At 38.2% G+C, this 26,977-nt stretch carries 20 protein-coding genes and 1 pseudogene; 10 read left to right on the plus strand and 11 right to left on the minus strand.

The genetic code is table 11. The annotated features are described in order from the left end of the window. Positions 1–99: 99 nt before the first annotated feature. Positions 100–1,461 carry an IS4 family transposase gene (locus tag BN3107_RS17975; RefSeq protein ID WP_058306262.1) on the minus strand — a complete coding sequence of 454 codons (1,362 nt, stop codon included), beginning with the start codon at positions 1,459–1,461 and terminating at the stop codon, positions 100–102. A gap of 213 nt (positions 1,462–1,674) precedes the next feature. Between BN3107_RS17975 and BN3107_RS17980 the strand changes: the two genes are divergently transcribed. The 5 genes from BN3107_RS17980 (at position 1,675) to BN3107_RS18000 (ending at position 9,430) form a co-directional block, all read left to right on the plus strand. Next, the gene (locus BN3107_RS17980; RefSeq protein ID WP_058308997.1) at positions 1,675–2,370 is read left to right on the plus strand and encodes a response regulator transcription factor; all 696 of its coding nucleotides are present in this window, start codon (positions 1,675–1,677) and stop codon (positions 2,368–2,370) included. Continuing rightward, a complete protein-coding gene (locus BN3107_RS17985) occupies positions 2,367–3,296 on the plus strand; it encodes a sensor histidine kinase (RefSeq protein ID WP_058308998.1) in 930 nt (309 codons plus the stop codon). Before BN3107_RS17980 ends, BN3107_RS17985 begins: the two co-directional genes overlap by 4 nt. 98 nt (positions 3,297–3,394) lie before the next feature. Continuing rightward, entirely contained in the window at positions 3,395–4,321 is a 927-nt protein-coding gene (locus tag BN3107_RS17990) for an ABC transporter ATP-binding protein (RefSeq protein ID WP_058308999.1), read from the plus strand. Further along, complete coding sequence (locus BN3107_RS17995; RefSeq protein ID WP_058309000.1) at positions 4,314–5,003, plus strand: ABC transporter permease; 690 nt, start codon at positions 4,314–4,316, stop codon at positions 5,001–5,003. The genes BN3107_RS17990 and BN3107_RS17995 overlap by 8 nt, the downstream gene beginning before the upstream one ends. Positions 5,004–5,266: 263 nt before the next feature. Further along, a complete protein-coding gene (locus BN3107_RS18000; RefSeq protein WP_058309001.1) occupies positions 5,267–9,430 on the plus strand; it encodes an endo-1,4-beta-xylanase in 4,164 nt (1,387 codons plus the stop codon). 200 nt (positions 9,431–9,630) lie between these two features. On the opposite strand, the gene BN3107_RS18005 is transcribed toward BN3107_RS18000, so the two are convergent. Further along, positions 9,631–11,169 (minus strand): malate:quinone oxidoreductase, encoded by a 1,539-nt coding sequence (locus BN3107_RS18005; RefSeq protein ID WP_077065151.1) that lies wholly within the window; start codon positions 11,167–11,169, stop codon positions 9,631–9,633. 214 nt (positions 11,170–11,383) lie between these two features. Between BN3107_RS18005 and BN3107_RS18010 the strand changes: the two genes are divergently transcribed. Beyond that, a complete protein-coding gene (locus BN3107_RS18010; protein ID WP_058309003.1) occupies positions 11,384–11,740 on the plus strand; it encodes a DoxX family protein in 357 nt (118 codons plus the stop codon). A 110-nt stretch (positions 11,741–11,850) separates the two neighbouring features. On the opposite strand, the gene BN3107_RS18015 is transcribed toward BN3107_RS18010, so the two are convergent. Both BN3107_RS18015 and BN3107_RS18020 read right to left on the minus strand, forming a co-directional pair. Then, a complete protein-coding gene (locus BN3107_RS18015; RefSeq protein WP_058309004.1) occupies positions 11,851–12,843 on the minus strand; it encodes a Gfo/Idh/MocA family protein in 993 nt (330 codons plus the stop codon). Positions 12,844–13,075: 232 nt separating this feature from the next. Continuing rightward, positions 13,076–13,432 carry a hypothetical protein gene (locus tag BN3107_RS18020; protein ID WP_058309005.1) on the minus strand — a complete coding sequence of 119 codons (357 nt, stop codon included), beginning with the start codon at positions 13,430–13,432 and terminating at the stop codon, positions 13,076–13,078. 170 nt (positions 13,433–13,602) lie between these two features. Between BN3107_RS18020 and BN3107_RS19650 the strand changes: the two genes are divergently transcribed. Further along, the gene (locus BN3107_RS19650; protein ID WP_058309006.1) at positions 13,603–14,070 is read left to right on the plus strand and encodes a hypothetical protein; all 468 of its coding nucleotides are present in this window, start codon (positions 13,603–13,605) and stop codon (positions 14,068–14,070) included. 51 nt (positions 14,071–14,121) lie between these two features. Here BN3107_RS19650 and BN3107_RS18030 read toward each other — a convergent pair whose 3' ends face one another. The 4 genes and pseudogenes from BN3107_RS18030 to BN3107_RS18045 form a co-directional block, all read right to left on the minus strand. Then, positions 14,122–14,691, minus strand: coding sequence for a chorismate pyruvate-lyase family protein (locus BN3107_RS18030; protein WP_058309007.1), 570 nt, complete (start codon positions 14,689–14,691; stop codon positions 14,122–14,124). 4 nt (positions 14,692–14,695) lie between these two features. Next, positions 14,696–15,550 (minus strand): annotated as a pseudogene (locus BN3107_RS18035) (bifunctional 3-deoxy-7-phosphoheptulonate synthase/chorismate mutase); the annotation flags it as partial. Further along, positions 15,547–16,779: a phenylacetate--CoA ligase family protein gene (locus BN3107_RS18040; RefSeq protein WP_058309009.1), complete on the minus strand. Its 1,233-nt coding sequence runs from the start codon at positions 16,777–16,779 to the stop codon at positions 15,547–15,549. The gene BN3107_RS18040 and the pseudogene BN3107_RS18035, both read right to left, overlap by 4 nt. A gap of 35 nt (positions 16,780–16,814) precedes the next feature. Next, positions 16,815–18,161, minus strand: a complete 1,347-nt coding sequence (locus BN3107_RS18045; RefSeq protein WP_231735399.1) for a phenylacetate--CoA ligase family protein — start codon at positions 18,159–18,161, stop codon at positions 16,815–16,817. 270 nt (positions 18,162–18,431) lie between these two features. Here BN3107_RS18045 and BN3107_RS18050 point away from each other — a divergent pair, with 270 nt between their 5' ends. From BN3107_RS18050 to BN3107_RS18060, 3 genes are read left to right on the plus strand one after another with little or no spacing between them, the layout of a single operon-like run. Then, entirely contained in the window at positions 18,432–18,902 is a 471-nt protein-coding gene (locus tag BN3107_RS18050) for a hypothetical protein (RefSeq protein WP_148434777.1), read from the plus strand. Between the two features lie 44 nt (positions 18,903–18,946). Next, positions 18,947–19,666, plus strand: coding sequence for a tetratricopeptide repeat protein (locus BN3107_RS18055; RefSeq protein WP_058309011.1), 720 nt, complete (start codon positions 18,947–18,949; stop codon positions 19,664–19,666). A 48-nt stretch (positions 19,667–19,714) separates the two neighbouring features. Continuing rightward, positions 19,715–19,963 (plus strand): hypothetical protein, encoded by a 249-nt coding sequence (locus BN3107_RS18060; RefSeq protein WP_058309012.1) that lies wholly within the window; start codon positions 19,715–19,717, stop codon positions 19,961–19,963. A 368-nt stretch (positions 19,964–20,331) separates the two neighbouring features. On the opposite strand, the gene BN3107_RS18065 is transcribed toward BN3107_RS18060, so the two are convergent. The 3 genes from BN3107_RS18065 to BN3107_RS19535 form a co-directional block, all read right to left on the minus strand. Beyond that, positions 20,332–21,741 carry a Glu/Leu/Phe/Val family dehydrogenase gene (locus BN3107_RS18065; protein WP_058309013.1) on the minus strand — a complete coding sequence of 470 codons (1,410 nt, stop codon included), beginning with the start codon at positions 21,739–21,741 and terminating at the stop codon, positions 20,332–20,334. Between the two features lie 457 nt (positions 21,742–22,198). Further along, complete coding sequence (gene tnpA / locus BN3107_RS18070; RefSeq protein ID WP_058309014.1) at positions 22,199–22,669, minus strand: IS200/IS605 family transposase; 471 nt, start codon at positions 22,667–22,669, stop codon at positions 22,199–22,201. 228 nt (positions 22,670–22,897) lie between these two features. Continuing rightward, positions 22,898–26,947, minus strand: a complete 4,050-nt coding sequence (locus tag BN3107_RS19535) for a LamG-like jellyroll fold domain-containing protein (RefSeq protein WP_077065152.1) — start codon at positions 26,945–26,947, stop codon at positions 22,898–22,900. Between the last annotated feature and the right edge of the window lie 30 nt (positions 26,948–26,977).

Raw genomic sequence — 26,977 nt, forward strand, 5'->3', positions numbered from 1 at the left:
GGCTAGAATATTTTTACTGCAATCCTGTGAAGTCTAACAATCACAAACCTTATCTCATAAGCGAAATGGAAAGAAATAGAAAGGTTTTTATTATATAACTCAACTTTCGCACACTGAAATAGGCAGGTAAGCCCTGATATAGCTGGGTAAGCCTGCAATCCATTGTTGGACTTGACTTTTGATTAATTTTTGTACCTTTTTGTTGCTCATTTTCAAGGCATCTTCAAGAAGCTCGATCAACTGCTGAAGTGCCACAGCCCAATCGAGATCACTAACTTCATCACATAATTCATAAAACATGCCGCCAAGTGTTCGCTCGTCTGTGCTACATCGGTTTTGCCACGAGAGAACAATATATCGTGTGAATACGATGGTCGTATGACTAATTAAGCCGTCATACGAACGACTTTGGAACTCTTTTTGAAGTTTTAAGAGAGATTTTGTTGTTTTGAAAAAAACTTCAATGTCCCATCGCATCCCATAAATACGAATGATTTCTTGATCACTAAGTGTACAATCGGTGCTTAGAATAGCTAACCATTCACTCTTTTTATTTCGATTACGAACAAAGACAACTTTAATAGGAACGCCATTCGCTTGTGTGGTATGAATCGAACGAAGAATGCCTTTCTTTCCATCTGTTGGTTTCGCAAAACGATATAGTTCCTTTAAGCTTACACGTTGGCCATTCACAAGGTAACGCTGTTTCAAGTTCTTTACCATGCCAATGACATCGAGTCCTTGCTCTTTTATCTCCTTAACGAGAGGCTGATACGTGAACCAAGAGTCCATCAGCACATAGGAAGCATCGATACCGGCATTCATCGCGCGTTCCACCATACCTGGTATTTGCTCAGGTGCGGTTTGTAATGCTTCTACTCTGCGTTTATAACCGGAACTACGTTTATCAACTTTTGATGATATGCCATTAATTTGGCTTTTCTTCGAGCTTAATAAAGAAAAGTCCACTGGAATGAATGTGGCACCATCTGACCAACCAAGCGTAAGCATACGAAACCCTTTATAAAAGCGCATTTTTTGGGATGCATGGTCAAAACAGCGAGCTAATAATTCAACCGATTTACTGCGGTTACGATCATACGAAGAATCATCTACAATCAATACTTTGGGGCGATCATGACGCGTTAAGTTGGTTACTTTTCCAATGGTATGAGCGCTTAGAAATAATAAAAACCTTCTCCAAGCAAAGGTAGATTTGTTTAAAAAGCGATAGACGGCATTCTTCTCTGGACAATCATTCGCTTTGTTACTTTGAAGTACTTGATACCAGTTCTTATTTTCAAAGATCAAACAAAAAATCAATTGAAAAAGATAGGCACAAGTAAAGCCGACAGACTTTGTAATACCAGCTTTTCTAAGATGCTTATACACGTTTAATTCTTTAAAGATGGAAGAAAGTTCATTTGGTAGTTGATTATTTTGGTCATTATTCGCTATCATATAGGAGACACCTCTTCTGTATTGGTAGTGTTTTCTAGTCAATTACACTATACCAAAAGTTGAGGTGTTTTTTTATACCTATTTCGATTGTCAATGACCATATTTAAACAGTGACATGCTTTACAGCTAGTTATATTTAATGCTTTTTTCTAGCTGCGAAAGTTGAGTATATAATAAATATAATTAATAGAAAAATGGCAAGGGGGAAGTAATTTGAGCGATACAATCTTACTAGTTGAAGATGACCATCAGATTCATGAAATAGTTGCTAAGCATTTAACCAAAGAGGGCTACCGAGTTGTTTCAGCATTTGATGGTCTTGATGCTATTCAGTTTTTCTCTCAAGAACAAGTTGATTTAGTTATCCTTGATTTAATGTTACCTGCTACCGATGGAATAGATATCTTAAAAAAAATCAGGAAAGAGAGTATGATACCAATTCTTATTATGTCTGCTAAAGATAGCGATGTTGATAAAGCACTAGCACTAGGCGTCGGTGCAGATGATTATATCGGAAAGCCTTTTTCATTAATTGAAATGACAGCACGAATTAAAGCGGCTTTAAGACGTTCCAATCAATATTCACCGTCAAAGTTACAAGCAAACAGAGTAGAAGTATTTGATCTAATCATTGACTTGGATAATTTCTACGTATTAAAGAAAGGCGAAAAAATGAATTTGACTGCAAAGGAATTTCAAATCCTTAGTTTATTAGCAACCAACCCAAACCAAGTGTTTACCAAAGGGCAACTTTTTGAAAGGGTCTGGAAAGATACATATTACGAAGATGATAATGTGATCAATGTGCATATTAGAAGACTTCGAAAAAAAATTGAAGATGACCCATCTGCACCAACCTACATAAAAACCATCTGGGGAATTGGATATAAAATGGAGTTGAATTCATGATTTATATTTTAATAGGTATTATCCTTTTTCTACTTATCATAATTTATCAGCAATTTCGGGCAAAAAGAATGTACAACGAAAACCTACGTTATCTTTCAGAAAAGATTACTACTATCCAAGCCAACCATTCATCTGAACGGATTTTATTAAGAACCGACGACATGCAACTTAGAGAACTATTAGTAGAAATTAATCGACTGCTTGATTACCATCAATCTTACATAGCTGACAATTATCGAATAAAAATGTCGATGAATCGAATGTTATCTAATATTTCACATGACTTAAAAACACCGCTCACCGTAATTTTGGGATATATAGAGACGATTCAACATGATAAACACGATTCCTCTCAAGAGCGTGATGCACTATTGGAAAAGGTGCATGGAAAAGTGATCGAATTAGCGAGCTTAATTAATAAATTTTTCGATTTGGCAAAACTTGAATCAGGTGACTGGAAATTAGCAATGGATCAGATTCACATCAATGAAACTTGCCGAAAAGTAATGATCGGATACTATGATATTTTAACGAGCAAAGGTTTTGAAGTAATACTAGAGATCCCTAAGGAGCCGTTTTATATTAAGGCAGATCTATCTTCCCTAGAAAGAGTCTTGAATAATTTATTATCAAATGCGATTAAATATGGAAAAGACGGAAAAGAAATCGGTTTAGCCTTGTATCAAAAAGATAATTCGGTATGTATAGATATTTGGGACAGCGGAAAAGGTATTCACCCAACCGAATATCACCAAATTTTCGAACGCTTGTACAGAGCAGGGGATGCCAGAAATTCTTCTGTGGAAGGAAGTGGGCTCGGCCTTACAATCGCCAAGCGGCTAGTCGATCAAATGAATGGCGAGATTAAATTCTCTAGCACACCTTATCACCAAACGACCTTCACCCTTATATTTCCAAAAATTTAAATTCACCTAGGAAGCTTAAGAATTTCTTAAGAATTATGTAAGAAAAAAGACATTTCCCTTTGATATAGTTACATCATACCCACAAGGAGGCAATAAGTATGCAATATATTCTTAGAACACACAAGTTAACGAAAACATATCAAGGGAACGAAGTTGTATCAAATGTAAATATGAATGTCCGAAAAGGGGAAATTTATGGATTTCTTGGACCTAACGGTGCTGGTAAAACTACTGTTATGAAAATGATCACAAATCTAGTAAAACCGACGGAAGGAGAGATAGAGATCTTAGGAAAAAAGTTACTACCTTCCTCTTTTGAAGTTTTAAAAAGAATGGGGAGTATTATAGAATACCCAATATTCTATGAAAAACTGACAGCCCAAAAAAACCTCGAGCTTCATTGTGAATATATGGGTTATTATAATAAGGCATCCATATCTGAGACATTAGAATTAGTCAATCTCGTTAACTTGGAACGCAAATTAGTTAGAGATTTTTCCCTCGGAATGAAGCAAAGATTAGCCATTGCACGCGCAATCATTACTAAACCAGAGTTACTTATATTAGATGAACCAGTTAATGGACTAGATCCTCTTGGAATACGCGACTTACGCGACTTATTTTTAAAGCTTAGCAGACAATATGGCATCACTCTGATAATTTCCAGTCATATTCTCGGTGAAATAGAACAGGTAGCAGATACGATTGGCGTTATACGGAACGGCAATTTAATAGAAGAGTCTTCCATGGATAAGATCCGCAAAAAACATGTAGATCACTTAGAACTGTTTATTACGGATTATTCAAAAGCTGCTTTTGTTTTAGAGCATGAATTGAATGTGACTCATTTTAAGGTGAAAGAAAAAGATGGCTTAATCCATATATATGATAACCAAGTTTCTCAAAACGATATCATTCATGCCATGGTTAAAAACGAAATAGAAATTGGTTCGATTAATAAAAGGAATCAATCGCTAGAGGACTACTTCTTACAATTAATTAAAGGGGGTAAAACGGATGCTTAATCTTATAAAATTGGAAATCAAAAAAATGAAGGTTGGAAGTGTTTTACTCAGTTTTATAGGTATCAATCTCGGTATTATCAGCTTACTACTCCTACTCGGAATTGATCCTGAAGCTGCTTCAGAATTCTTAACAAGTTATGAGAGTGTATTCATGTTAATTGAAATGTTTGTAGTAGCGGCTAGTGTCATATATGCATCTGTTTTACTCTCAAGTATGATCATAGAAGAGTTCAAAGATAAAACCATTACCGTGTTATTTATGTACCCGGTTAACCGCAAAAAAATACTTTTATCAAAATTGACGATTATAAGCTTCATCACTTTTTTCTTTGTAAGTATGTCTAATATTATAGTGTTTTTAAGCTTTTATTATCTAAATACGAACCTTCATTATATTTCAGCTCCACTGACGCAAGATCTATTAATGGAAAAAGCTATTCATATATTTGTAATTTCCATAGCGTGTGCTGGAATGTCATTGATCCCGTTACTTTTTGGAATGATAAAACATTCCGTATCCGCAACCGTCATTTCATCTATCCTTATTGTCGCGATCTTATCTTCATCAACAGACAATGGAACAAATCTATTTTCTTTTGTTTTCGTACCTATTATTCTTGGTGTCTCTGGATTTGTTATAGCATATGCTGTTATCAATAAAGCTGTAAAAGCAGATTTGTAGATTTAGTCAGTTTTTAATTCTGGCCATTCTATAATGTGTTCGTCATTGAAAAATCAATATAGTATAAAAACTAGGTAGAGTTATGACTTCTATCTAGTTTTTTTATTTATTATCCCTAACTTTTTTCAAAACATATTAAATTTTCAAAGAATCACCTTTATTTTAAGGGTTATAGATTCTAAAAGTAACCGTTACAATCAAAAGTGGAAGGAGGTTGGAAGCGCTTTATTAAAGTAAATATATTATTTGGAGGAATGCAAACAATGAATAGTAATTTTAAAAAAATGGTTTCATTATTTCTTGTATGTATGTTAGTTATTCAACCAGCAATCATACCATCAGTTGCTAAAGCAGCAGAGACACCGGATATTCCTGTACTGTTATACCACAAAATAGTCGAAAACCCATCCAATGAGTGGACAGATACCAGCATTGAGAAATTTGAGAAAACAATGAAATATCTTAATGATGCTGGTTACAACACCTTAACAGCGGAACAATATGTAAGCATCATGAAAGGGAATGAGGAAGCTCCTGAAAATCCTATTTTGTTAACCTTTGATGATGCAACTCCAGATTTTATCACCAATGCACTTCCTATCCTAGAGAATTATAATATGAATGCTGTTTTGTTTGTTATCTCTGACTGGATTGACGGAGATGCCGGTATGTCTGAGGAGCAGTTAAAAAGTTTAGTAGATAAAGAACATGTTAGTCTACAAAATCACACGCAATCACATGATCCTGATCTTTGGGGCATGGATGGCAGTAGAGTAAGTGAAATTACAAGAGAACAAGCCGAGCAAGAAATTTCCGAGTCAAATACTTATCTAAAAAGTATTACTGGTGAAGATCCCGCTCTTATGGCATATCCTTATGGCAGCTATAATGAAGTGACCAAAGAAGTCAATGAAGCAAATGGTATCTCCTATGCATTTAAAGTAGGATATCCAGATGATGGTGAGTATGCTGTGGGACGTCACTATGTAAAGATAGATACGACCATAGAGGAGATTGCAGATTGGATCGGCGGACCTCAGCCTGAGGTGGATTCTGATCCAGAGGACGAGCCAAATGATAGTGAAGTAATTTACAATGAAACCTTTGAAAATGGGTTAGGAATAGCTACACAAGCAGGGAACGCACAATTACAACCTGCATCTGACGTTGTTTTTGAAGGAAATGATAATGGTAAAACTGTCCATGTTACGAATAGAAGTAATAACTATGACGGGATCGATATACCTTTTACTGATGTAGGGATGGAAAATGGTAAGACTTACACGATTACTGTGAATGGTTATGTGAATGAAGAGGTAACGGTTCCTGACGACGCACAAGCTTTATTACAAAATGTTGACAGCTATAATGGTTTGTATCTGTCTGCCGATTATGTTGCTGGACAAGCTTTTACGTTAACAGGACAATATACTGTTGATACAAGTGTTGATTCTGCTCTTCGTATTCAATCAAATGATCCAGGCAGCGAAGTACCATTTCATATCGGGAACATCCTAATTACAGGAGAAGGTACTACAGAAGAAGAGGAAGAGGAAGAAGAACCAAATCCAGACAGACCTGAAGCAAAGGAATTCACCACGATTGATTTTGAAGACCAAGCACTAAGTGGTTTTGAAGGTAGAAACGGCGAGGAAACGTTAACGATCACCGATGAGGCAAATCATACAGAAAACGGTGCTTATGCACTTAAGGTGGAAGACCGAGGGGATACATGGCATGGTCCGTCACTGCGAGTGGAGGAATACGTAGATCAGGGACAGGAATATAATATTTCTGCATGGGTTAAATTGATTTCTCCTGATTCTGCAGAATTACAACTATCCACACAAGTAGGAGAAGGTGATGGAGCAAGCTACAACAACATCCAGGGAACAACCGTTTCCAAAGAAGATGGCTGGGTTAAATTGGAAGGCACTTACCGTTATAGCAGTATTGGAGGCGAGCACTTAACTATTTATGTAGAAAGCTCAAATAGTTCGGATACCTTTTACATTGATGACGTTTCTTTTGAACCAACGGATTCAGGCGTCGTCGAAATCGAAAAAGACTTACAACCTATTAAAGATGTCTACAAAGATGACTTCTTGATAGGAAATGCTGTTTCTGCCGGTGAATTTGAAGGAAAAAGACTCGAACTTTTAAACATGCACCATAATCTGGTTACAGCCGAAAACGCAATGAAACCAAGCTATGCTTATGATGAAAATGGCGAAATTAATTTTGATGCAGAAGATGATCTTGTACAGAAAGCATTGAATGAAGGATTAAACATCCATGGTCATGTGTTGGTATGGCACCAGCAATCCAATGAAAGATTACACTCTGACGAAGATGGTAATCCATTAGAAAGGGAAGAAGCGCTAGCAAACTTACGAAACCATATTAAAACAACGGTAGAACATTTCGGTGATGATGTGATTTCTTGGGATGTAGTTAATGAAGCAATGAATGACAACCCTCCAAATCCATCTGACTGGAAAGCATCCCTGCGTCAATCAGGCTGGTATCATGCAGTCGGAACAGACTTTATTGAAGAATCCTTCAAGGCAGCCAAAGAAGTCATTGATGAAAATGGCTGGGATATTAAACTTTATTACAACGATTATAATGATGATAATCAAAACAAAGCAGAGGCCATTTATCAAATGGTCAAAGAAATTAATGAAGATTATGCAGCAGAAAACAATGGTGAGCTGCTTATCGATGGAATTGGTATGCAAGCACACTATAACTTAAATACAAATCCGGAGAATGTAAGAAGTTCCATGGAAAAATTCATTTCCCTTGGTGTAGAAGTCGGTGTGACAGAGCTTGATATCACAGGTGGAAGTAATAATGAGCAGACAGAGGAAGAAGCAAATGCACAAGCCTATTTATATGCTCAATTATTTCAACTATACAAAGAACACGCTGATCACATTTCTCGTGTCACCTTCTGGGGACTAAACGATGCAACCAGTTGGCGAGCAGAGCAAAGTCCATTATTATTTGACAAAGACTTACAAGCAAAGCCTGCATACTACGCTGTCGTAGACCCTGATACGTTTATTGAAAATTATGATCCAATTGAACAAGAAGTTAATCAAGGTGAAGCTTCCTATGGAACACCTGTCATTGATGGAGATATTGATGAAGTATGGAGCGAGGCAGCTGAACTTCCGGTCAATCGTTATCAGACCGCATGGTCAGGTTCAACAGGAACTGCTAAAGCATTATGGGATGAAGAAAATTTATATGTTTTAGTGGAGGTTAACGACTCAAGCTTTGACAAATCCAATGAAAATCCTTGGGAACAAGATTCCATTGAAGTCTTTGTCGATGAGAATAATGGAAAAACTCCTTCTTATGAAGACGACGATGGTCAGTATCGTGTAAATTTTGACAATGAAACATCCTTTAACCCTGAAGCAATTGCAGAAGGCTTTGAATCGTCTACACATCAATCCGGGAGTAGCTACACGGTCGAATTGAAGATTCCATTTAAAACCGTTACACCTGAGAAAGATCATACAATCGGTTTTGATGTACAAATCAATGATGCCGTTGACGGAGCACGCCAAAGCGCAGCAACTTGGAATGACACTTCTGGGGTGGGATACCAAGATACCACCGTATTTGGTGAGCTAACACTATTGGCATCCGATCAACCAGAACCAACACCTGAAGAACCGAAAGATCCTGAAACACCAAAGGATCCGGAACGGCCAAATACAACAGATCCAGTCATCACAAAGCCGACAGTAAAAGATAAGCAAGCAACGGTGAAAGATGACATAGTTGAACAAGTTAAAGAAAATGGTGAATTGATTATTGACTTAAGTGATGAGGATGGTACTGTATCCATTTTATTCTCTAAAGATCAAGTACAGCAGCTTAAAAAGCAAAATGCTGTTATTACCATTAACAAACAAGATGTAAGTATTCAAATAGCTGCATCTAATTTTACAAACGGTAACGAAGCAGTAGAAATCACCCTTCAAAAAATGAAAGACATTGAAGATGCGTTAAGTGCTGTATACGACTTTAAAATTATCCAGGGTAACCAAGAAATCAGCCAGTTTGATGCTAATGTTACACTTTCATTTAAAGTGGATACAAGCAATGTTACGAACCCTGATCATGTAAAAGTATTTTATTGGAACCCTGAAACAGAAGAATGGGAATTAGTTGGCGGAAATTATCAGGATGGTGTTGTGACGGTGGAAACCGATCACTTTAGTACATTTACCGTCTTTGAAATCGAGAATAGTGAAGACGAAACGGGAGATGAAGAACAACCTTCAGCTGAGCAAAGTCAAAATCAGCTTCCAGACACGGCAACGAACAGCTACAATTATCTATTAGCTGGATTAGTTGTACTGCTTACAGGTTTGCTATTCTTCATTTATTATAGAAGAAAAGCTTAAATTCGAAACACAATAGTACAAAAATGGTAATTATTTACCGATAGTATTTTCTTCACGGGATATATAGCTCGTTTGACGGGATAAGTCTAATTATCCCGTTAAGGGAGAGTGGTATCCAGTGAAGCGAAGTAGTTATCCCGTGAAGCATAATTTGAACGAGCTACCACAAAAAAACCGAACAGTGAAGTTCGGTTTTTTTCTTATATTTCACGCTCTAGACCTAATGTGTCAGATGTTGTTACATGTATTTCTTCGATAAGTTCTGGATGATCTAACAATCTTACACCGTAAGATGGAATCATTTTTTTGATTTTAGGCTCCCACTCTTTAATATGATCAGGGAAACAGTTCTCCATTACTTCCAACATGACGGAGACGGCGGTAGATGCACCTGGAGAAGCACCTAACAATGCCGCAATCGAACCATCTTCTGAGTTTACTACTTCGGTACCAAATTGCAGGGTACCTTTTCCATCATCGGTATCTTTGATTACTTGCACACGTTGGCCTGCAACTACGATATCCCAATCTTCACTTTTAGCATTTGGGACAAATTCACGTAATTCTTCCATTCGCTGCTCTTTTGAAGACATCACTTGCTCCACCAAATATTTTGTTAATGGCATATTCTTAGCACCCGCCGATAACATTGTAAAAAGGTTATTAGGTTTAACAGAGCTAATCAAATCCATCATCGATCCTGTTTTTAGGAATTTCGGTGAGAAGCCAGCATATGGTCCAAATAATAATGACTTTTTGTTATCAATAAATCTCGTATCAAGATGAGGAACAGACATTGGTGGTGCTCCTACTTTTGCTTTGCCATATACTTTAGCATGGTGTTGCTCGACTACGTCAGGATTGTTACATGACAAAAAGAGACCACTCACTGGAAAACCACCGATGTGTTTTCCTTCCGGTATACCAGATTTCTGTAATAGATGGAGACTACCACCACCTGCTCCAAGAAAGACAAATTTAGCAGTGTGTTGCTCCACGTTCCCAGTGTCCACATTACGTACTTTTACTTGCCAAGAACCATCACTTGTCTGCGTGAGATTGTCCACTTGATGTTTATATTGAACGTTAACATTTTGCTCCTCTAAATGCTCAAATAACTTACGTGTCAATGCACCAAAATTAACGTCAGTCCCAGAGTCAATTTTGGTTGCGGCAATCGGAACACCTTGCTGTCTTTCCTGCATGATCAGTGGCATCCATTCCGTTAACTCTTTCGTATCCTCTGTATATTCCATTCCTTTAAACAATGGGTTGTTTACTAACGCTTCAAAGCGGTTTTTTAGAAAATTAACGTTCTTTTGTCCTTGTACAAGACTCATATGTGGTAAAGGCATAATAAAGTCTTGCGGATTACTTATTAGATTGCTATTTACGAGATGTGCCCAAAACTGTTTCGAAACCTGAAATTCTTCATTGACTTTTAATGCTTTACTAATATCGATCGATCCATCTGGCAATTCTTTCGTGTAGTTGAGCTCACAAAGCGCTGAATGACCCGTTCCAGCATTATTCCATTCATTGGAGCTTTCTTCTCCTGCACTTCCAAGCTTTTCAAACACAGTAATGTCCCAATCTGGCGCTAGTTCTTTTAACATCGATCCTAATGTCGCACTCATAATACCTGCACCAATTAAAATAACGTCTGTTTGCTTATGTGTGTCACTCATAGTTACCTTCCTTATATAAATAGATTTGTAGAATTTTTTATCCGTTTTCATTTTAGATGTAGTATTTTCACGTAAAAAAACAACCTACTATTATTATATATCAGTTATAGGTTAATTTAAAGCTAGGCAGTAAAATGCTGTCATTAATTGACGTTTAACGTAAAGAAACTAAAAGAGAGCTTTCACTGAAAAAAATCTACTCTTTTGCATAGTTTGTCCGATCGATTGCATACATATAGAATATCAACTAATAAGGAGCTTGATTATGACTAAACCTGTATCGTCCCACCAACTTATTAGATATGTGGTCGGATATGTCTTTATCACCTCTGCTCTCATGAAATTGGTCATTAGCGATTTTACTGGTGTGTTTGCTAATTTGGGTATTCCTTTTCCTGAAATGGCAGTTTTAATTGTAGGTATTACCGAATTAGTAGCAGGTCTATTTATCATTTTTAATTACTATGTGAAAAGAGCAGTTGTTCCGTTACTAATCATTATGATTACTGCGTTAATTCTAACAAAAATACCTCTACTTGCTTCCGGAATATTTCAATTTGCATTTGAAGCAAGATTAGATATTGTGATGCTTGTGCTACTGTATATTCTTTGGAAAAAATAACTCTCTTGCTTTGGTTAATAACAAGCAGTGGGGGTTTGAAACTCCCACTGCTTGTTAACGAAAAATATTAAGAAACTAGCGTCCGTTTATCCCCCACTTCGTTTCTTTGATCAAAGTAAAGGGGGTCTTCTAGTTAATTCATCCATGACCCAATTGGTTCTCGCAGCCGTAATTCCAGTGCTTGAGGCTTGTACACCACTTCCCGTTAATTCTGATATAATCTGTTCGACGAGAGGTTGATGAACATGCTGAGGTGATTCAAAATTCCATTCTTTTGTTCCACTAGTCGTTGTCAAAATAACTGGCGAATTTCCAAACGTAGAAAAGGTGATTTTCCCTTTACTTCCTACAATTTCATTTACATCTACATCCTCAAATGCAGAAAAACACCAATTACCGACCCCATGTACTCCCGATTCGAATTGATAGTTACCCGTGACAATATCATCCGCTTGATAATGGCCTGCCTGATTGGAAGCAAAACCTTGAGCATGCTTTATAGGTCCCAAAAAGAAATCTAATAAATCCAGCGTATGGCTGGCCAAATCAAAAAACAGTCCACCCCCTGACAACTCAGGTTGTAGCCTCCACGGGAGATGATCGGCGTCCTTCACGTCTTCCGTTGCTTTTTGATATTGGGTGGTGGATACAAAACGAATCTCTCCGATCTCATTGTTTTCCAACAAATCTTTTATTTTCAGAAATCGAGGTTGAGCCCTACGGTAATAAGCGACATACAAAGGAACACTAGCTTCATTGCAAGCTGTGATCATTTCTTTACATTCTGCCAAGTTAAGTGCCATCGGCTTTTCTACATAAACTGGCTTGCCTGCTTTAGCAACTTTAATCGTATATTCTTTATGTAACCCAGGAGGTGTTGCAATATAAACAGCGTCGACATTAGGATCGTTAATAAGTGCATCGGCATCATCGTACCACTTTGGAACATGGTGTCTCTTCGCATAATCTTTAGCTAGTTCACCCGTTCTTCTCATAACAGCCACCAACTCTGAATTTTCAACTTTTTGAAAGGCTGGTCCACTTTTCACTTCTGTCACATCGCCACATCCGATAATACCCCAATTCACTTTTTGATAGACCATAAAATATTCCTCCTCTAAGTTAATAATCACCACATTTACAGACAGTGCATTTCATCCTCCGCCTGGGTTCCTGTAATTTCTAGTGAAAAATTAACATGACCAGGCGTATCGATTAAATAATAGCAGTTGTCGTTATAATGTATGGTCGCCTGATCAGTAAACAACGGTAAAACTAGTAAAATGAATTACTTTCATTATACAGGAAACAAAGCTATCGGATAGTCCTTCTATCTCATTTATCGCGATATCTGTATACATTTCTCCGACCATTCCTCGGTCTTACTCTGTTTTCTGGTATTGTCTTCTTTGCCGGTTTTGTTTTCTTAACAAATTTACGAACTGCTGTATCAATTAAGTCTTCTACAGGTATTTTTTCTACTAGGGAACTAAGCGTAAGCTCTGTTTCAGGAGACTTTGTACTTTTTGAATCTATTTCTCCATCCTCTTTTTCTTCGGTTTTTAGCTTCTCTAACTCTTGTTGGATAAACTCCTTCCATTCCAGATCACCTGTCTGGTCTGAAGTGGATGGAAGCACCTTTTCCTCTTCCTTCATTTCGAACCTTTTTCTTTTCCTTCTTTTCTGCTCCAATGGATAGAGACCTCCCTTATATTAAGATTTTAGTCACTCTTCTTATCTTTATGTTTCAGAACCATTCTTTCTTGGACGTACGTGGAATTCATCAAATAATAGTCCTTCACCTATATGACCCGGGATATTTATTCATATACTGAACCATGTAGAGATGGGGTGAACATAGGATGGATATCAAAAAGCTAGATTTAAGAGATAAAATACTATATATTCTCGGTATGAGTTTGTGTGGTGTTATTGTTTTTGTCGTAGTTGCGGGGGTTATCGTTGCCTTGTTCGTCCCAGCTAGTGAGACGAAGAGAAGAAAGAAAAAGTCAGCTACTGATCCCGTTATAGACGATGAGAAGGACGTCCAGACGTCTTCAAAAGCTAATCAAACTTTCACCGATATATTACAGAAAATCAAGCAAAGTTTTAGACACTTTACCTTGTGCTATATGACATCCGTTAAGGAAGGAGCCGATTTAGCAAAATATGATATTATCGAAGCGGTAGAAGAACGTGATCCATCAACAGACAGTGTCACAGAGAAATTCCTGAAAGCTGTACAAAAAGGGGTACAGCATGCTGGTGTAGAAATGATTGTTTTTGTTATTGATATGTTTGAAAAAATGAAGAAATCAAGCGATAAATAAGAAAGCCTGCCAGTGTTTAGTCACTGCCCAGGCCAGCGTTTCAAGAGTTACTTACTCTTTCTTCAGCTCTTGCTCTAGACGATGGCTGATCAGATTGGGATGATAATATTCAAGCATCTGAATTCCCGGGGAACGTCCGAAATAAATATAATATCTTTTATAAGGAAGTTGTTGGTCAGAATTAGCAAAATTGATGGTGACGGGACGCTGGAATAAGTCTATCGTGTCTGTTCTGTTCATAAATCCCGAGTCCAACACTTTGCGAAAAGTACGAACACCTAGGGAGTTGATTGCTTTTCCAATCCCCTCTTGCCGATGTGTAAGACTTTCATAAAGAGCTTTTGGCACATGCTTTGAGTAAACGAGGGCAATGTTGTGTGACACCACTAAGCCACTTTTTTCACCAACTAAAATGGATTCTCGAATGTAATAGGGTCCTCCTGAGGATTCACCGAGCAAGTTGATATCTTCATTTGCTATTTGTTCTTGTCGAATCACTTCTACTCTAACTTTTTCATTTAATAATGTTTCTAGTATATCCGTAGTTCGGCCATCGGTAACTAATAAAAGGTCGAATAATAAACGTTGCAGCACTTCGCGTTCAAATTGGGAGTCACTCATTCTCTCACCTCCCCTCATTACATCGTGATGATAAAAGGAATAATCCGGAATCCGTGAGCCCCTGCCAAAAGCTTTGGAATTCGTTGATGTCGATTTGCTGTTTTGCGTCTGAAAGAGCTGCAGGAGGATTTGGGTGGACCTCCACCATCACTCCATCTGCACCAGCAGCAAGAGATGCTTTTGCACAAGGTAATAGAATATCTTTTCTTCCTGTTGAGTGACTGACATCGACAAATACTGGAAGATGGGTCTCCTTTTTTAAAATGGGAACAGCTGAAATATCGAGTGTATTACGGGTTGCCTTTTCAAAGGTACGAATACCACGTTCGATTAGCATAACCTGGTCATTTCCTTGATCCAAAATATATTCTGCCGCGAGCTTAAACTCTTCCAAAGTAGCGGAGGCACCTCGCTTCAATAATACGGGCTTCTTGCTTTGGCCAACCGCTTTTAACAGCTCAAAGTTCTGCATGTTTCGTGCACCAATTTGAAATATGTCGATATAGTTGGATGCGATATCGATTTGATCTGGACTCATAATTTCACTTATGGTGACCATATCGGTTTCATCTGCCACTTGCTTCATTATTTTTAATCCGTCTTCACCTAGTCCTTGGAAGTCATAAGGAGATGTTCTCGGTTTGAAAGCACCTCCACGTAAAACTGTTACACCCTTTTTCTTTAAGGCGGAAGCAACTGTTAAAAGCTGATCTCTTGATTCAACGGAACAGGGACCAGCGATCAGAATAGGTGATGTACCTCCAAAGACAGCTTGCTTTACTTTAATAATCGTATCGTCATTTTTATGATCTCGGCTTACAAGAAGCCGTGGTTTTCCTTGTTGATTACTCATTATCAACCGTCCTTTCGTTTTTTAATATATACAGGCTTAACGGATGGAACATTTTTCACAAGCTCCTCACGATCAAGTAATGAAGTAATTTCCACACTGACAAGAACATGAAGTAGTGATGTTAATAAAGATGAGATCTTTTCCTCTGACCATTTTTCAGCAGCATGAGAATCGATTACAAGGTGCAGTCTGTCTTCTTGCTCAAACAGCTCCCATGCGTCTGGAACAGGGGATAACGAATAGACCGCTTCTTGGATATCAAAGGCATCTAGGACCTTGTTATCAAATTCGATTCGATCCTTACTTCTGCCGTAATGAATCAGCTTTGCACCCGTCCGGCCACAATCACAAGCGCTAGGTTCTACAGAAATAATGTCCTCATTAAAGTAGCGAAGCAATGGGGATCCTTGGTGGGAAAGTGTCGTAATCGCAGCAAATCCTCTTTCACCATTTGCTACAGCACGAGATGCCTCTTTATTTAATACTTCTACAAAAAAATCCTGTTCTACAATATGCATCGTGCCAAATTCGCACATGGTGGCAATATTGGCGGTTTCCGTTGAACCGTACATATTAAAAACTGGTACATTCCAAAGAGCTTCTATATGTTTCCTGCGCTGATCACTCATTAATTCACCTGCAACACATATCGCCCGTAAAGATGGAAAATCTTTTCTCGTATCCAAACCACTAAGTCGAGCCGCTTCTGCCAACAGCTCCATCTCCCGCGGAAGTCCCGCTAAAACCGTTACAGAAAGGTTTTGTGTTAGATTTAATACTCTAGGATAAGGCATAACAACTGTGCGCCCGCTCGCGGGAACCACTCCCGCTCCAGTCTGCCAGGCTGCCTGTTGCATGAGAAAAGCAGGTAGTGCCATTGCATAAGGAAAACGAATAAGCACCAAATCTTCTGATGTCAATTGAACCCCGCAGTCTTTTAATTGTCTTCCACCAACAATCAAGTCATCCTGCGTAAACCAGGAAGCAGAAGGCTCACCAGTCGTGCCGGTCGATTCATGATATTGAGCTATTTTCTCCTTATCGACAGCAAGATGACCAAAGATACCGACATCACGTAAATCTTGTTTCGTTGTTAATGGAAGTGTAGCGATTTGATCTAATGTGACATCATGCTGCGGGTGATCTGCTAATTTTTTCTGATAAAGTGTTGACTTTAGGATTCGTCGATACATCTCGTTGAACTTTGATGCTCTCTCTTTTTTGATATCAGTCATAACGATCCTCCCTTCTTTTGAAAAGTTAAATATTTTTAGGTAAATACCCGCTGCGCTTTGCCGAATGTACGAGGAATATCATCCCGAATGACAACGTTGCATTCAACACCTATCCGCTCCAACATATGTTGCTTGATTTTTGTTGACAACTGCTCGTCACTTAATGTGGTACGGAATTTCTCTGCTTCGATGGTTAAAACACCTTGATTTAACTTAAGATGATACCAAAGGCCAACTTCGGGAATCTCCATCAAAAAATGCTCAATCAAAAACGGAGAATAATCGTGATTGCCTAGACGAAGCATGTGTTCCATCCGGCCTCTTAGTTGCAAAACATCCATTGTCGTGCCGCAATCACAATTCGATTCTTTCAAATTACCAAGATCTCCGGTTCGATAGCGCACCATCGGCATCCCTTCACGAAGCAGTGTCGTTACCACGATTTCACCTGTTTTACCAGCTGGCAGTACTTCTCCTGAGTCCGGGTCGATGATTTCCACTTTTACATGACCTTCCATGACGTGATAGCCTTTATGCTTACTGCACTCTACTCCGATAACACCGCATTCGGTTGAGCCATAGAAAAAGGCGACTTCACAGCCCCACCACTTTTCCAAGCGTTCTCGAAAGGCAGGAGAACATCCTTCACCAGTTAACCAGATTTTTTTCAGGTTAATATCTTCGCCGATTTTTATACCAACCTTCTCACTTTCTTCTGCTAATAGTGCTGCATATGATGGGGTTGTCGTAAGAACGGTCGCTTGATATTCCTTCATTAACTCCAACGATTTATCCACCGGAGCCATATAACCACCTTTACCAAGCGATAAAACTGCTGTGCCAAATGCAAATTGAAATAAGCGCTGAAAACCTAGACCAGGTAAAGCAAACTCATAAGGAAGTGCAATCGCCGCAACATCATTTTCTGATTCTTTAAACAGTTCCAGATACTTCGGCAGCAAATCGTATACATATTGATCCGCTAGTGTATAAGCAGTATAAATAGGCTTACCAGATGTCCCGCTAGTGAGGTGAACTTGGCCTATTTCTTTTGAGTCCACACATAACAGCTTCTCTTTATCCCCTCTAATAACGTTTTTCTCAAGCATTGGCACGGCAGTCAATTGTTCAAGATTATCGATTCTAGGTTCTTCAAAACCAGCCTCTTCCAGCCTTTGACGGTAGTATTTATTTTGCTTCCAAACATGAGCAAGCGTGGCGTTCACTGCTTGCAACTGATACTCCTCCTTCTCATTACGAGGAAGTACTTCAATCGTTTTCCCTTGCTCATCTAATTGCTGATAAAATTCTTTGAATACTTCTAAATGGGATGATTGATTATCAATGGAAACGGTCATTTTATGTGTTTGAACTTTCATCATGTTCCTCCATTCCGTTTATATTTATCTTTCAATTGAGAACAAATAGGATAACTCCCTATCAATTTGCTACTTCTCTCCCTTCCTTTACTCTCTATCCAATGCGAACGAAATCCGTATTGACTCGGACAAACATATATTTTTTTGAAAATGATGATTGTATCCAAACTGTTTCTATCAACTACACATATTGTAACTAGCATGTAGTGTTAGAAATGTTATGAACTTGAGGAATCTATCTAGATAATCTTAATTTGCTAGGAGGTTGATTTTTTGAGAAAAAGACGTTCGGATACAAATCAATTCGATGAAGGTAAAAGAATCATGATGAAAGGTGTAAACGGGGATAAAAAAGCCGTGAAAGAAGCACATGACATTTTCTTAGGGCTTCGAAAAGCGGAAGCAAACAATGCACTTATTGAAGCCTATTACGGCAGTACACTTACCCTATTAGCACGTGATGCTGTCGAACCTATTGAAAAAGCAGATAACGCGCAAGAAGGATTAGATTCACTGAATCGAGCAGTTTCTATCAATCCTAAAAATAAAGAAATTCGCTTATTGCGTGCAAAAGTATGTTTACGATTGCCAGAATCCTATTTTCATTGCTCACAAACAGCAATTGAAGACCTCACATATCTATTAAATCGCTATAAAAAAGATTCCACTTACCTTACTACTGATCAGGTCCAGGAAATTACAAAAGATCTTCATACAGCCCAACAAAATGCCAAAAACAACTAGCTTATCTCCGTGTAACAAAGAATCAGACAAAGGAGGATGACAAATTGGTAGGTACTAGAGAGAAAGATATCAAAAATTTACTAGACAAGGTTATTCCACTACACAAGGAAGCGGTCAAAGGTAATGAAACAGCAACCGCTGATATGGATCAACTATTAGAGAAAGCACGTTCCACTTATTCAGACATTCCGTTAGTAGACGCATATCACGGCAACACGATGATTTTAATCGCGCGAGATAGAACAAATCCATTAGATAAATTAAGGTTGTCTAAAGCCGGGCTCAAGCTTCTGGATGGAGCGGTAAATGCTGCACCTGATCATAGTATGATTCGTCTATTAAGAGGAAAAACGGCCTACATGCTTCCTGAAAAACATTTCCACCGCGCAGACACAGCCATTGAAGATTACAAAATTCTCATCAATCAACAAGAAAGTTTCCTTGGAAAATATGATTACTTGCAACTTCGCTATGAACTTGGAGAAGTATACTATCGAATAGGACAAAACCAAGAAGCTGCCACATGTTGGAGGAAATTGTTGAATGAAACAGAAGATCCTGATTTCCTGCACTTACTTGAACTTAAACTCGGTAAATTGGAAGGAAAACCAGCAGTTGTGCATATCCCAAACACCGATAGCCCTACTTCCATTTTGATAAGAAAAACAGTTCGTGCTGTTGGAAATGAGCTTCAACAATTGGCAACAAAACCTAACAAGACTGCTAACGAGGACCCTCACAATGGAGGACAGCAGTTAATGTAACAACATAACAGATAGGGAGGGAAATCACCGTGAAAGGAGGTGACTAGTATGACTAAAGCGGATATTAAGAATTTCGCTAAAAAAATCCGAACAGAATCCCAGCCTATCATTGCCTCCGCATTGGTAACTGGAGCTAATCGAATCAGTGACGAAATGAATCATGCGGTAAGTGGTGTAAACCAGTCCCCCACTATCCTCTTGAGTAAAATCGCTATTTCTCTACGAAATGGGGCTATTGCAGCAGGACAGGAAATGATGGTAAGTGGAGTGGAGAATGTGAAGAAAAACCGATTATAAGTTCTGAAAAGTGATTGGGGCAAAAATTCTTTAATTAGATAAGTCCAGACGATTTCAAATCGTTTGGATTTTTATGTTTATTATCAAAAAAGTGTGAAGTGCTTGCTTATAGAGGGATATCTTCACGGGAATTGCGTTGCTGTTTACGGGAATCCATAGTTCGCTTGACGGGAATTATGCTTTTTTCCCGTGAAGCTGAAGACAATTCCCGTGAAGAGAGATTGAATTCCCGTCAAGCGCGAGTTAATTCCCGTGAAGAAGAAAACACTTTCATCTCTAACAATATTTATGTCCTGTTATAATCACATTTTTTTATTTTGATTAAATACCAAGAATTAATTCAATATATCATGCACGATGCTCCTATTTTAGAATAATTTCCCATGCTTATAGAGAAGTGTAAATAATTTCTGGGTAGCATAACGAAAACAAGTTTGACGGATGCTTTCTAGCTTACGTTCAAAGTATTCATTAAAAACCTTTTCACAGCTTTGAGACATTTGTCCATACATCTCATGCAATGTTTCTTCGTTTGTATATAATTGCGTAATTCTATCCTGTTTCCATTCCAAATAAGAAACCATTACACCCCCTGCATTGACAAGAATATCAGGAATGACAATTTTACCTTGCCCATTGAGATAATCATCTGCCATAGCTGTTATTGGTGAGTTGGCTCCTTCTACTAGAATATCCGCTTTTACTTCCTGCATATTCTGTTTCGTAATCTGTCTTTCCGTAGCAGCTAGAATCAACACTTCCACATCCAAAGTTAAGATATCTTCTCGATCTCGAATCTCTGCCTCTACACCAATCTTTTCTAATTCAGCTGGTGACTGAGGCAAGTTCCCATTCTCTGATTGAAAAAGTACCAATTCCGGAATATTAATACCATTTTGATTGTAAAGCGTCACGTTCTGATCACTAACAGCCACTACACGATGCTTCAATTTCTCACTTGTGTACGCTTCTAAAGCAGCAACAGACCCTACATTACCAAAGCCCTGAACCGCTATCGATATTTCTTTATTTTGAGTATGCTTGTTATAAAGAGATTGAAGTTTCTGATACTGCGTTTTGTGCATTTCATCACCATCATTAAAACTTAGATTATTCTGCATTTTTGTCCACTCATGAACTAGCCAAAAATAACTAAAAAAGGTTCCTTTCCCTGTTGCCTCTCTCCGACCTTTCGCACCGCCATTATCAATGCTTTTTCCAGTAAATGCTCCCAAATAGTTCTTACCTGGATGAATCGTCTTGTATTCTCCCACCATCCAATCCATTATTTTTTCATTTGTACCCATATCTGGTGCAGGTATGTCATGTGTAGGTCCAAGATCAGGTGCAAATCGTTGTACATATTTCTTTGAGACGAAATTTAGTTCTCGATCTGAATAGTCTTTAGGATTAATGACCACGCCGCCTTTTGCACCACCATAAGGAAGTTCGTGGAGGGCATTTTTAAGTGTCATCAACACTGCCAAATTCTCAACCTCTTCCTCACTAACCGTTTCACTGTAGCGTATTCCACCTTTATAAAAACCAGCAATATTATTATGCTGAATTCGATAAGCTGGGATTCTGACAATTCTGCCATCGTCTTTGGATACTCTAATATAACTTTTGATGATCTTATCGGTAGTCGTAAGTATCTCCTGAGCTGATTCAAACGCTTTTTCCCTTTGTTCTCCTTTCAATTCAGTGAAGAACGTCTCCTCCTCTTGTAATTTCTGCAACATTTCTTTTATAATGCCTTGTGTTTGAGCTAAATTCATTCTATGCCTCACTCCCTATTATTTTAACTAGTCAATGACTAGTCATATCTAAATGATTACTATCCTATTGAAATGATGTAGAGTTCCCACTATACAATACAACAAATCAGGGATTACACTGCTGTCTATAAAACACACCACACCACATGTAATTTTTATTCCATTTTACAAAAATTATGTATTTGTAGAGCGGCTAATAAATAAGAGAACCAAACAGGTTTCCTAATTCTTTAAACCTAGTTTTTATGTTCTATTTATACAATTGCCATTTCATACATTAGTTAAACAGTTTTCGATTACTTTCAAAATATTTCTTCTTATACGAATCAAAACCACCAGTGTGAACTGGTGGTTTGCTCTGCGGCTGAAAGCCTCTGTTACCGGCCTCGGCCTAAAAGGCCCACTGAATGGGTTTCCCTTCTGCACCACACTTACTCACTAATTCTTAAAGAATTTCTTATTTCTTCTTATTTTTCTTTCCTGTGAACGGATCAAATTCTTCGAATAAGGTTAACTGATCGCTCATAAAGTCCTCTCTAAGCTGATTTCTAATATATTCTTGAATTTGATTTTTATTTCGCCCCACTGTATCTACAAAGTAGCCTCGACACCAAAATTTGCGATTACCGTATCTATACTTTAAATTAGCGTGACGATCAAAAATCATTAAACTACTTTTGCCTTTTAAGTATCCCATGAATTGAGATACACTTAGTTTTGGTGGAATACTTACTAACATATGAATATGATCTTTGCATGCATTCGCCTCGTGTATTTCGACTCCTTTCCTCTCACAAAGTTCTCTTACTATTTCTCCAATGCTTCTTTTATATTTTCCATAGATAATTTGCCTTCTATATTTTGGAGCAAATACGATGTGGAACTTACATCTCCACTGTGTATGTGCTAAACTATTCTTGTCCTGCATGGGACATGCCTCCTTCTTTGGTGAGATTTGGTGGTCGGGAAACCAACCTTATCTTACCATGAAGAGAGGCTTTTTTTGACCCCACGCTATAAGCTCTATGGAACCCCCGGCATAGCCAGGGGTTTTCAAAGACCATAAAAATAAACCCTTTGCTAAAATCTTAGCAAAGGGTTTACATTTTATCACGGTGTAATCGTCCCTAAAACTCCCAATGATTGAAGTATCACTTTATCTAACTGTATTCTTTCTGTTTCTTACAATTAAGAAAATACTACCTCCAACAGCCATTAATACTAATCCTAATATTAACCAATTATATTGGTTGGTAGCAGTATCTGGCAAAGTATTCTCTGCATCTTCAATTTGTGCTATTTCTTCGTCTGCCAGCTCAAATACACCATATATACTAAAGTGGGATAATTCAGCAACAACTTCACCTGTCGTTTTAACGATACTATTCGGAACGATCACTTCTTTTTTATCACCATTATCATCAATATAAACGACATTTATATTATCCCAGTTTTCAACTTTATCTGGATCAATAGTAAAGGTTACTGTAATTGGTGAGTCGAAGCTAATTTCCTTTCCTTCAGATAATAGCTTAAAATCATACAGACTACTTAAAGCATCCGTATTTTTAGACGCCACGTCTTCACTTACATCGTCAAACTCGAATTCAATGTCCTCTTTATCTTTTAAAATGGAAACTGGAATATTTACGGTTACATTTTCACCATCCAGCTCGATAGAAGCATTTTCATCCAGTTGATCAATCACTTTTTTGGTGAGCGTCACTTTTTTGGCGGTATCTTTAATTTTGTAAATATTATCTTCTAATTGAAGTTTATTTAAGTTGTTTATTTTAAGTTTTTTCTTAGTTTTATTTTTGTCTTTGTTATTTTTGTCCTTGTCCTTGTCTTTGTCTCCAGAATCATCTTCGTTTCCTGGATCACCCTCGTCTCCGGATCCATCTCCGTCTCCTGGGTCACCCTCATCTCCGGATCCATCTCCGTCTCCCGGTTCACCCTCGTCTCCAGATCCATCTCCGTCTCCTGGGTCACCTTCGTCTCCAGATCCATCTCCGTCTCCTGGGTCAGTTTCCGGGGAGGTGATACTAGTAAAATAATCGCTAACTTCAGTAGAAGAAAGCACTTTATTTCCGTAAATCCTCAAATCATCCATTAAACCTTTATATGGAGCATCCCAATAATTGACACCTAATGCAAATTTCGCATCTGTTGTTGTAAAAATATTCGGGAATCCTTCTCCGGTAAATGCTGCTTCTCCATTAACATAAACAGTAATTTCACCTTCATTAACCGTATATGCTAAATGGGTCCATTCGTTAGTCGGTATAATTTCGCCTATCGATGCGTCATACCAGTCTTCACCAGACCATATCTTTGTAACACCGTGTCCATTTGGTACAAGACTAGACCAGCTACCTTCAGATTCTGCGCCAAAGAAAGATGTAGTAAATTCATTGATTTCTGAAGGATTTAACCATAAAGAAACAGAATATTTATTGCTTGAGATTAAACCGTCTGGTAAACGAATACCTGATTCACCATCAAATTCAGCGGCTTGTCCATCAATACCTTCTGAGTATGTGATCGAACCATCTGTATTGTCAATTAGGTTACCAGTAGTGGTTCCCGGCTCACTATTTCCTGATTCATCCTCTAGATTTTCTTCAAAACTGTAATGTGCTGTTATTTCTTCTGGATTGTTGTAAAGGGATTGAACGTTTTCTTCAGGAAGAGCAACCCCATCATAAACTCGTACCTCATCCATTAACCCTTTGTAAGGAGTATCCCAGTAGTTTACACCTAAAGCAAACGTGCCATCTAGTGTTGTAAATATCTCCGGATAGTCTTCACTCGTGGCTTTTGCTTCACCGTTTATATAGAATACTGCCTCACCTTCCTCTACTGTTAATGCAACATGTGACCACTCATCAAGCGGAATCGTTGTATCTGTTCCTAGATCCGTATAGGTGCCACCATTGTCTGACCATACCATGGTATTGGCCCAAGCTGAATAAGGTAAAATACTAATCCAGCTAGAACTGCTTTTCCCTCCGAAGAATGAAGTTGTATGGTTTGTCAGTTCCTCAGGTTTTAACCATAACGAAACAGTGTAGGTGTTGCTTGCTATCAAACCTTCATCTAGTAATAGACCGGAATTACCGTCAAACTTCGCTGCCTGACCTACAACGCCATCAGTAAGCGTAATTTCACCGCCAGTATTATCAATTCGATTACCAGTTACAGTTGCTTCAGCTCTATTTCCAGAACGGTCTTTAAATCCGTCACTGAAATCGTAGAAAGCAGATAATCCACCTTCAGATTGAGCTGGAACAGTAACCGTAATTGTTTCCGTTTCGGTAATATCACCTAAAGTAATCGTTGCTGTTAATTCTACTGTTGCATCATACGAACCAAATGATGGTCTGACTACCACACCTTCATTTGAAATAATGTCAGTAGCAGATGACTCCCATTTAATCTCTGTCCCCTGTGCTGCTGTAGTAGGTAAATTAATGTCTGTAATCACACTTGATGGAATACTTGATTTCAGATCATTTTTAACCGCATCTACTACTTCTTGATTATCTTTTGTATCACCTGCACTACCCCAGATCACAACTCCATCATTAGACATTGCACTGAAAGTCATCACCCATTTTTGGGAGGTTGGATCATATTGACGAATAAAGACACCATCATATGTTTCTTCATCCACCGTTAATTCAACTCGGTAGTCATCATATAATTCCCATGTACCTGAAACAGCACCACTAACCGTATGATCTTCATTTAGGGCTACCCACGTCGATTCTGTTAATTCAGCTGTAATTTCTTTACCATGGTTAATGTATTTGTAATTACCAGCTACATCCTCTTCTGACACAGCTTCGATTGTTTCCCCAGCATAGTGATATGGTGTTGGAACTGGCCATTTGTCACTGTTTTTAAATGTTTGGTGTACGCGAACTTCATGAATTCCACCTTCAGGAAAACGCACGTGTGTCACAATAAACTCTTTTCCATCATCATCAATTAAATAAGAGTTGTGCCCGGGCGACATATAACCAGTACCATTCCCAGTACCTTCTTCTCCCGCATCTCTCTTAAATAAGAAATTACCCATCATTTTATTACCGATTTCCTTGTGATCGTCATTACCAGGGAAGTTAGCAGGGTACTCTCCCTCAATATAAAAGCTTTCAGGGAAAACAGCTTCTCTTCCTGCTGCGTCTACGTAAGGACCATCAATATTTTCTGATCTAAACTGTCTCATTTGATATCCACCATCAGAAGCAAGCCCACCATATGTGATATAAAGATAGTAATAACCCGTTTCCTCATCATAAACTGCGTATGTTCCTTCACCAGATCTTCCATATCCCCCGGCAATTTTTGTACCAAAGTATCGATCGATCATTCTACCATCTGAGGTTTCTCCGTCTTCTCCAGGATAGATCGGTGTACCTGTTTCTTTATCTAATTCTAAGATAAATGTACCACCAGACCAGGAACCATAAGTCATATATAAGGCGCCATTTTTATCGTAGAGAATATTGGCGTCGATTGCGTTCGTATAATAGGCGTTATTAAAGGTTCCACGATCTGTAAACCAGTCTGGATTCGGTTCATCAAATACACCTTCATCAATAAGATCGGATATATTGGTATTTTCCCAATGCTTATTGACATCACTGTTGTTATCATAGGCTTCATGATCCGTAAAACCAGAGTACATAATCGTATCTGTATATTCAAATGGTCCTTCCACATCTTTTGATACCGCAATACCTATGGCAGAGCGATTATAAGTTGAAGAAACACTGTAATACATCATATACGCACCTGTTGATCCATCGTCCCAGACGAAATCTTTATTCCAGAAGATGTCTGGCGCCCATACCGCAAATCCTCCTGAACTATCTGCATCATCTTCCCCAGCCCATTCAAACGACTCAGCAAGATTTTCTGATAGATTTCCGTATATTGGATTATTCTCAGGTGTTTGGTATTCACTTTCCACTAATGAAGTCCAATTACTTAAATCGGTTGACTTAGCTGCAGCAATGTGCGAGCCATGCACATAATAGGTACCATCCTTTGCCTTTATAATAGATGGATCATGAACAGATACTCGTTCAAAATCTATCGGCTCGGAATCCGTTTGTTCCTCACCCAAAACGGTACTTGGTATGAATAAAAGTAATACAAGAAATGCAATTAAACCTAGTTGAATTAGATATTTCACTATTTTTCTTCCCCTCTCTCCAATCGGAAT

This window comes from Gracilibacillus massiliensis (assembly GCF_001458115.1).
Lineage (GTDB): Bacteria > Bacillota > Bacilli > Bacillales > Amphibacillaceae > Gracilibacillus > Gracilibacillus massiliensis.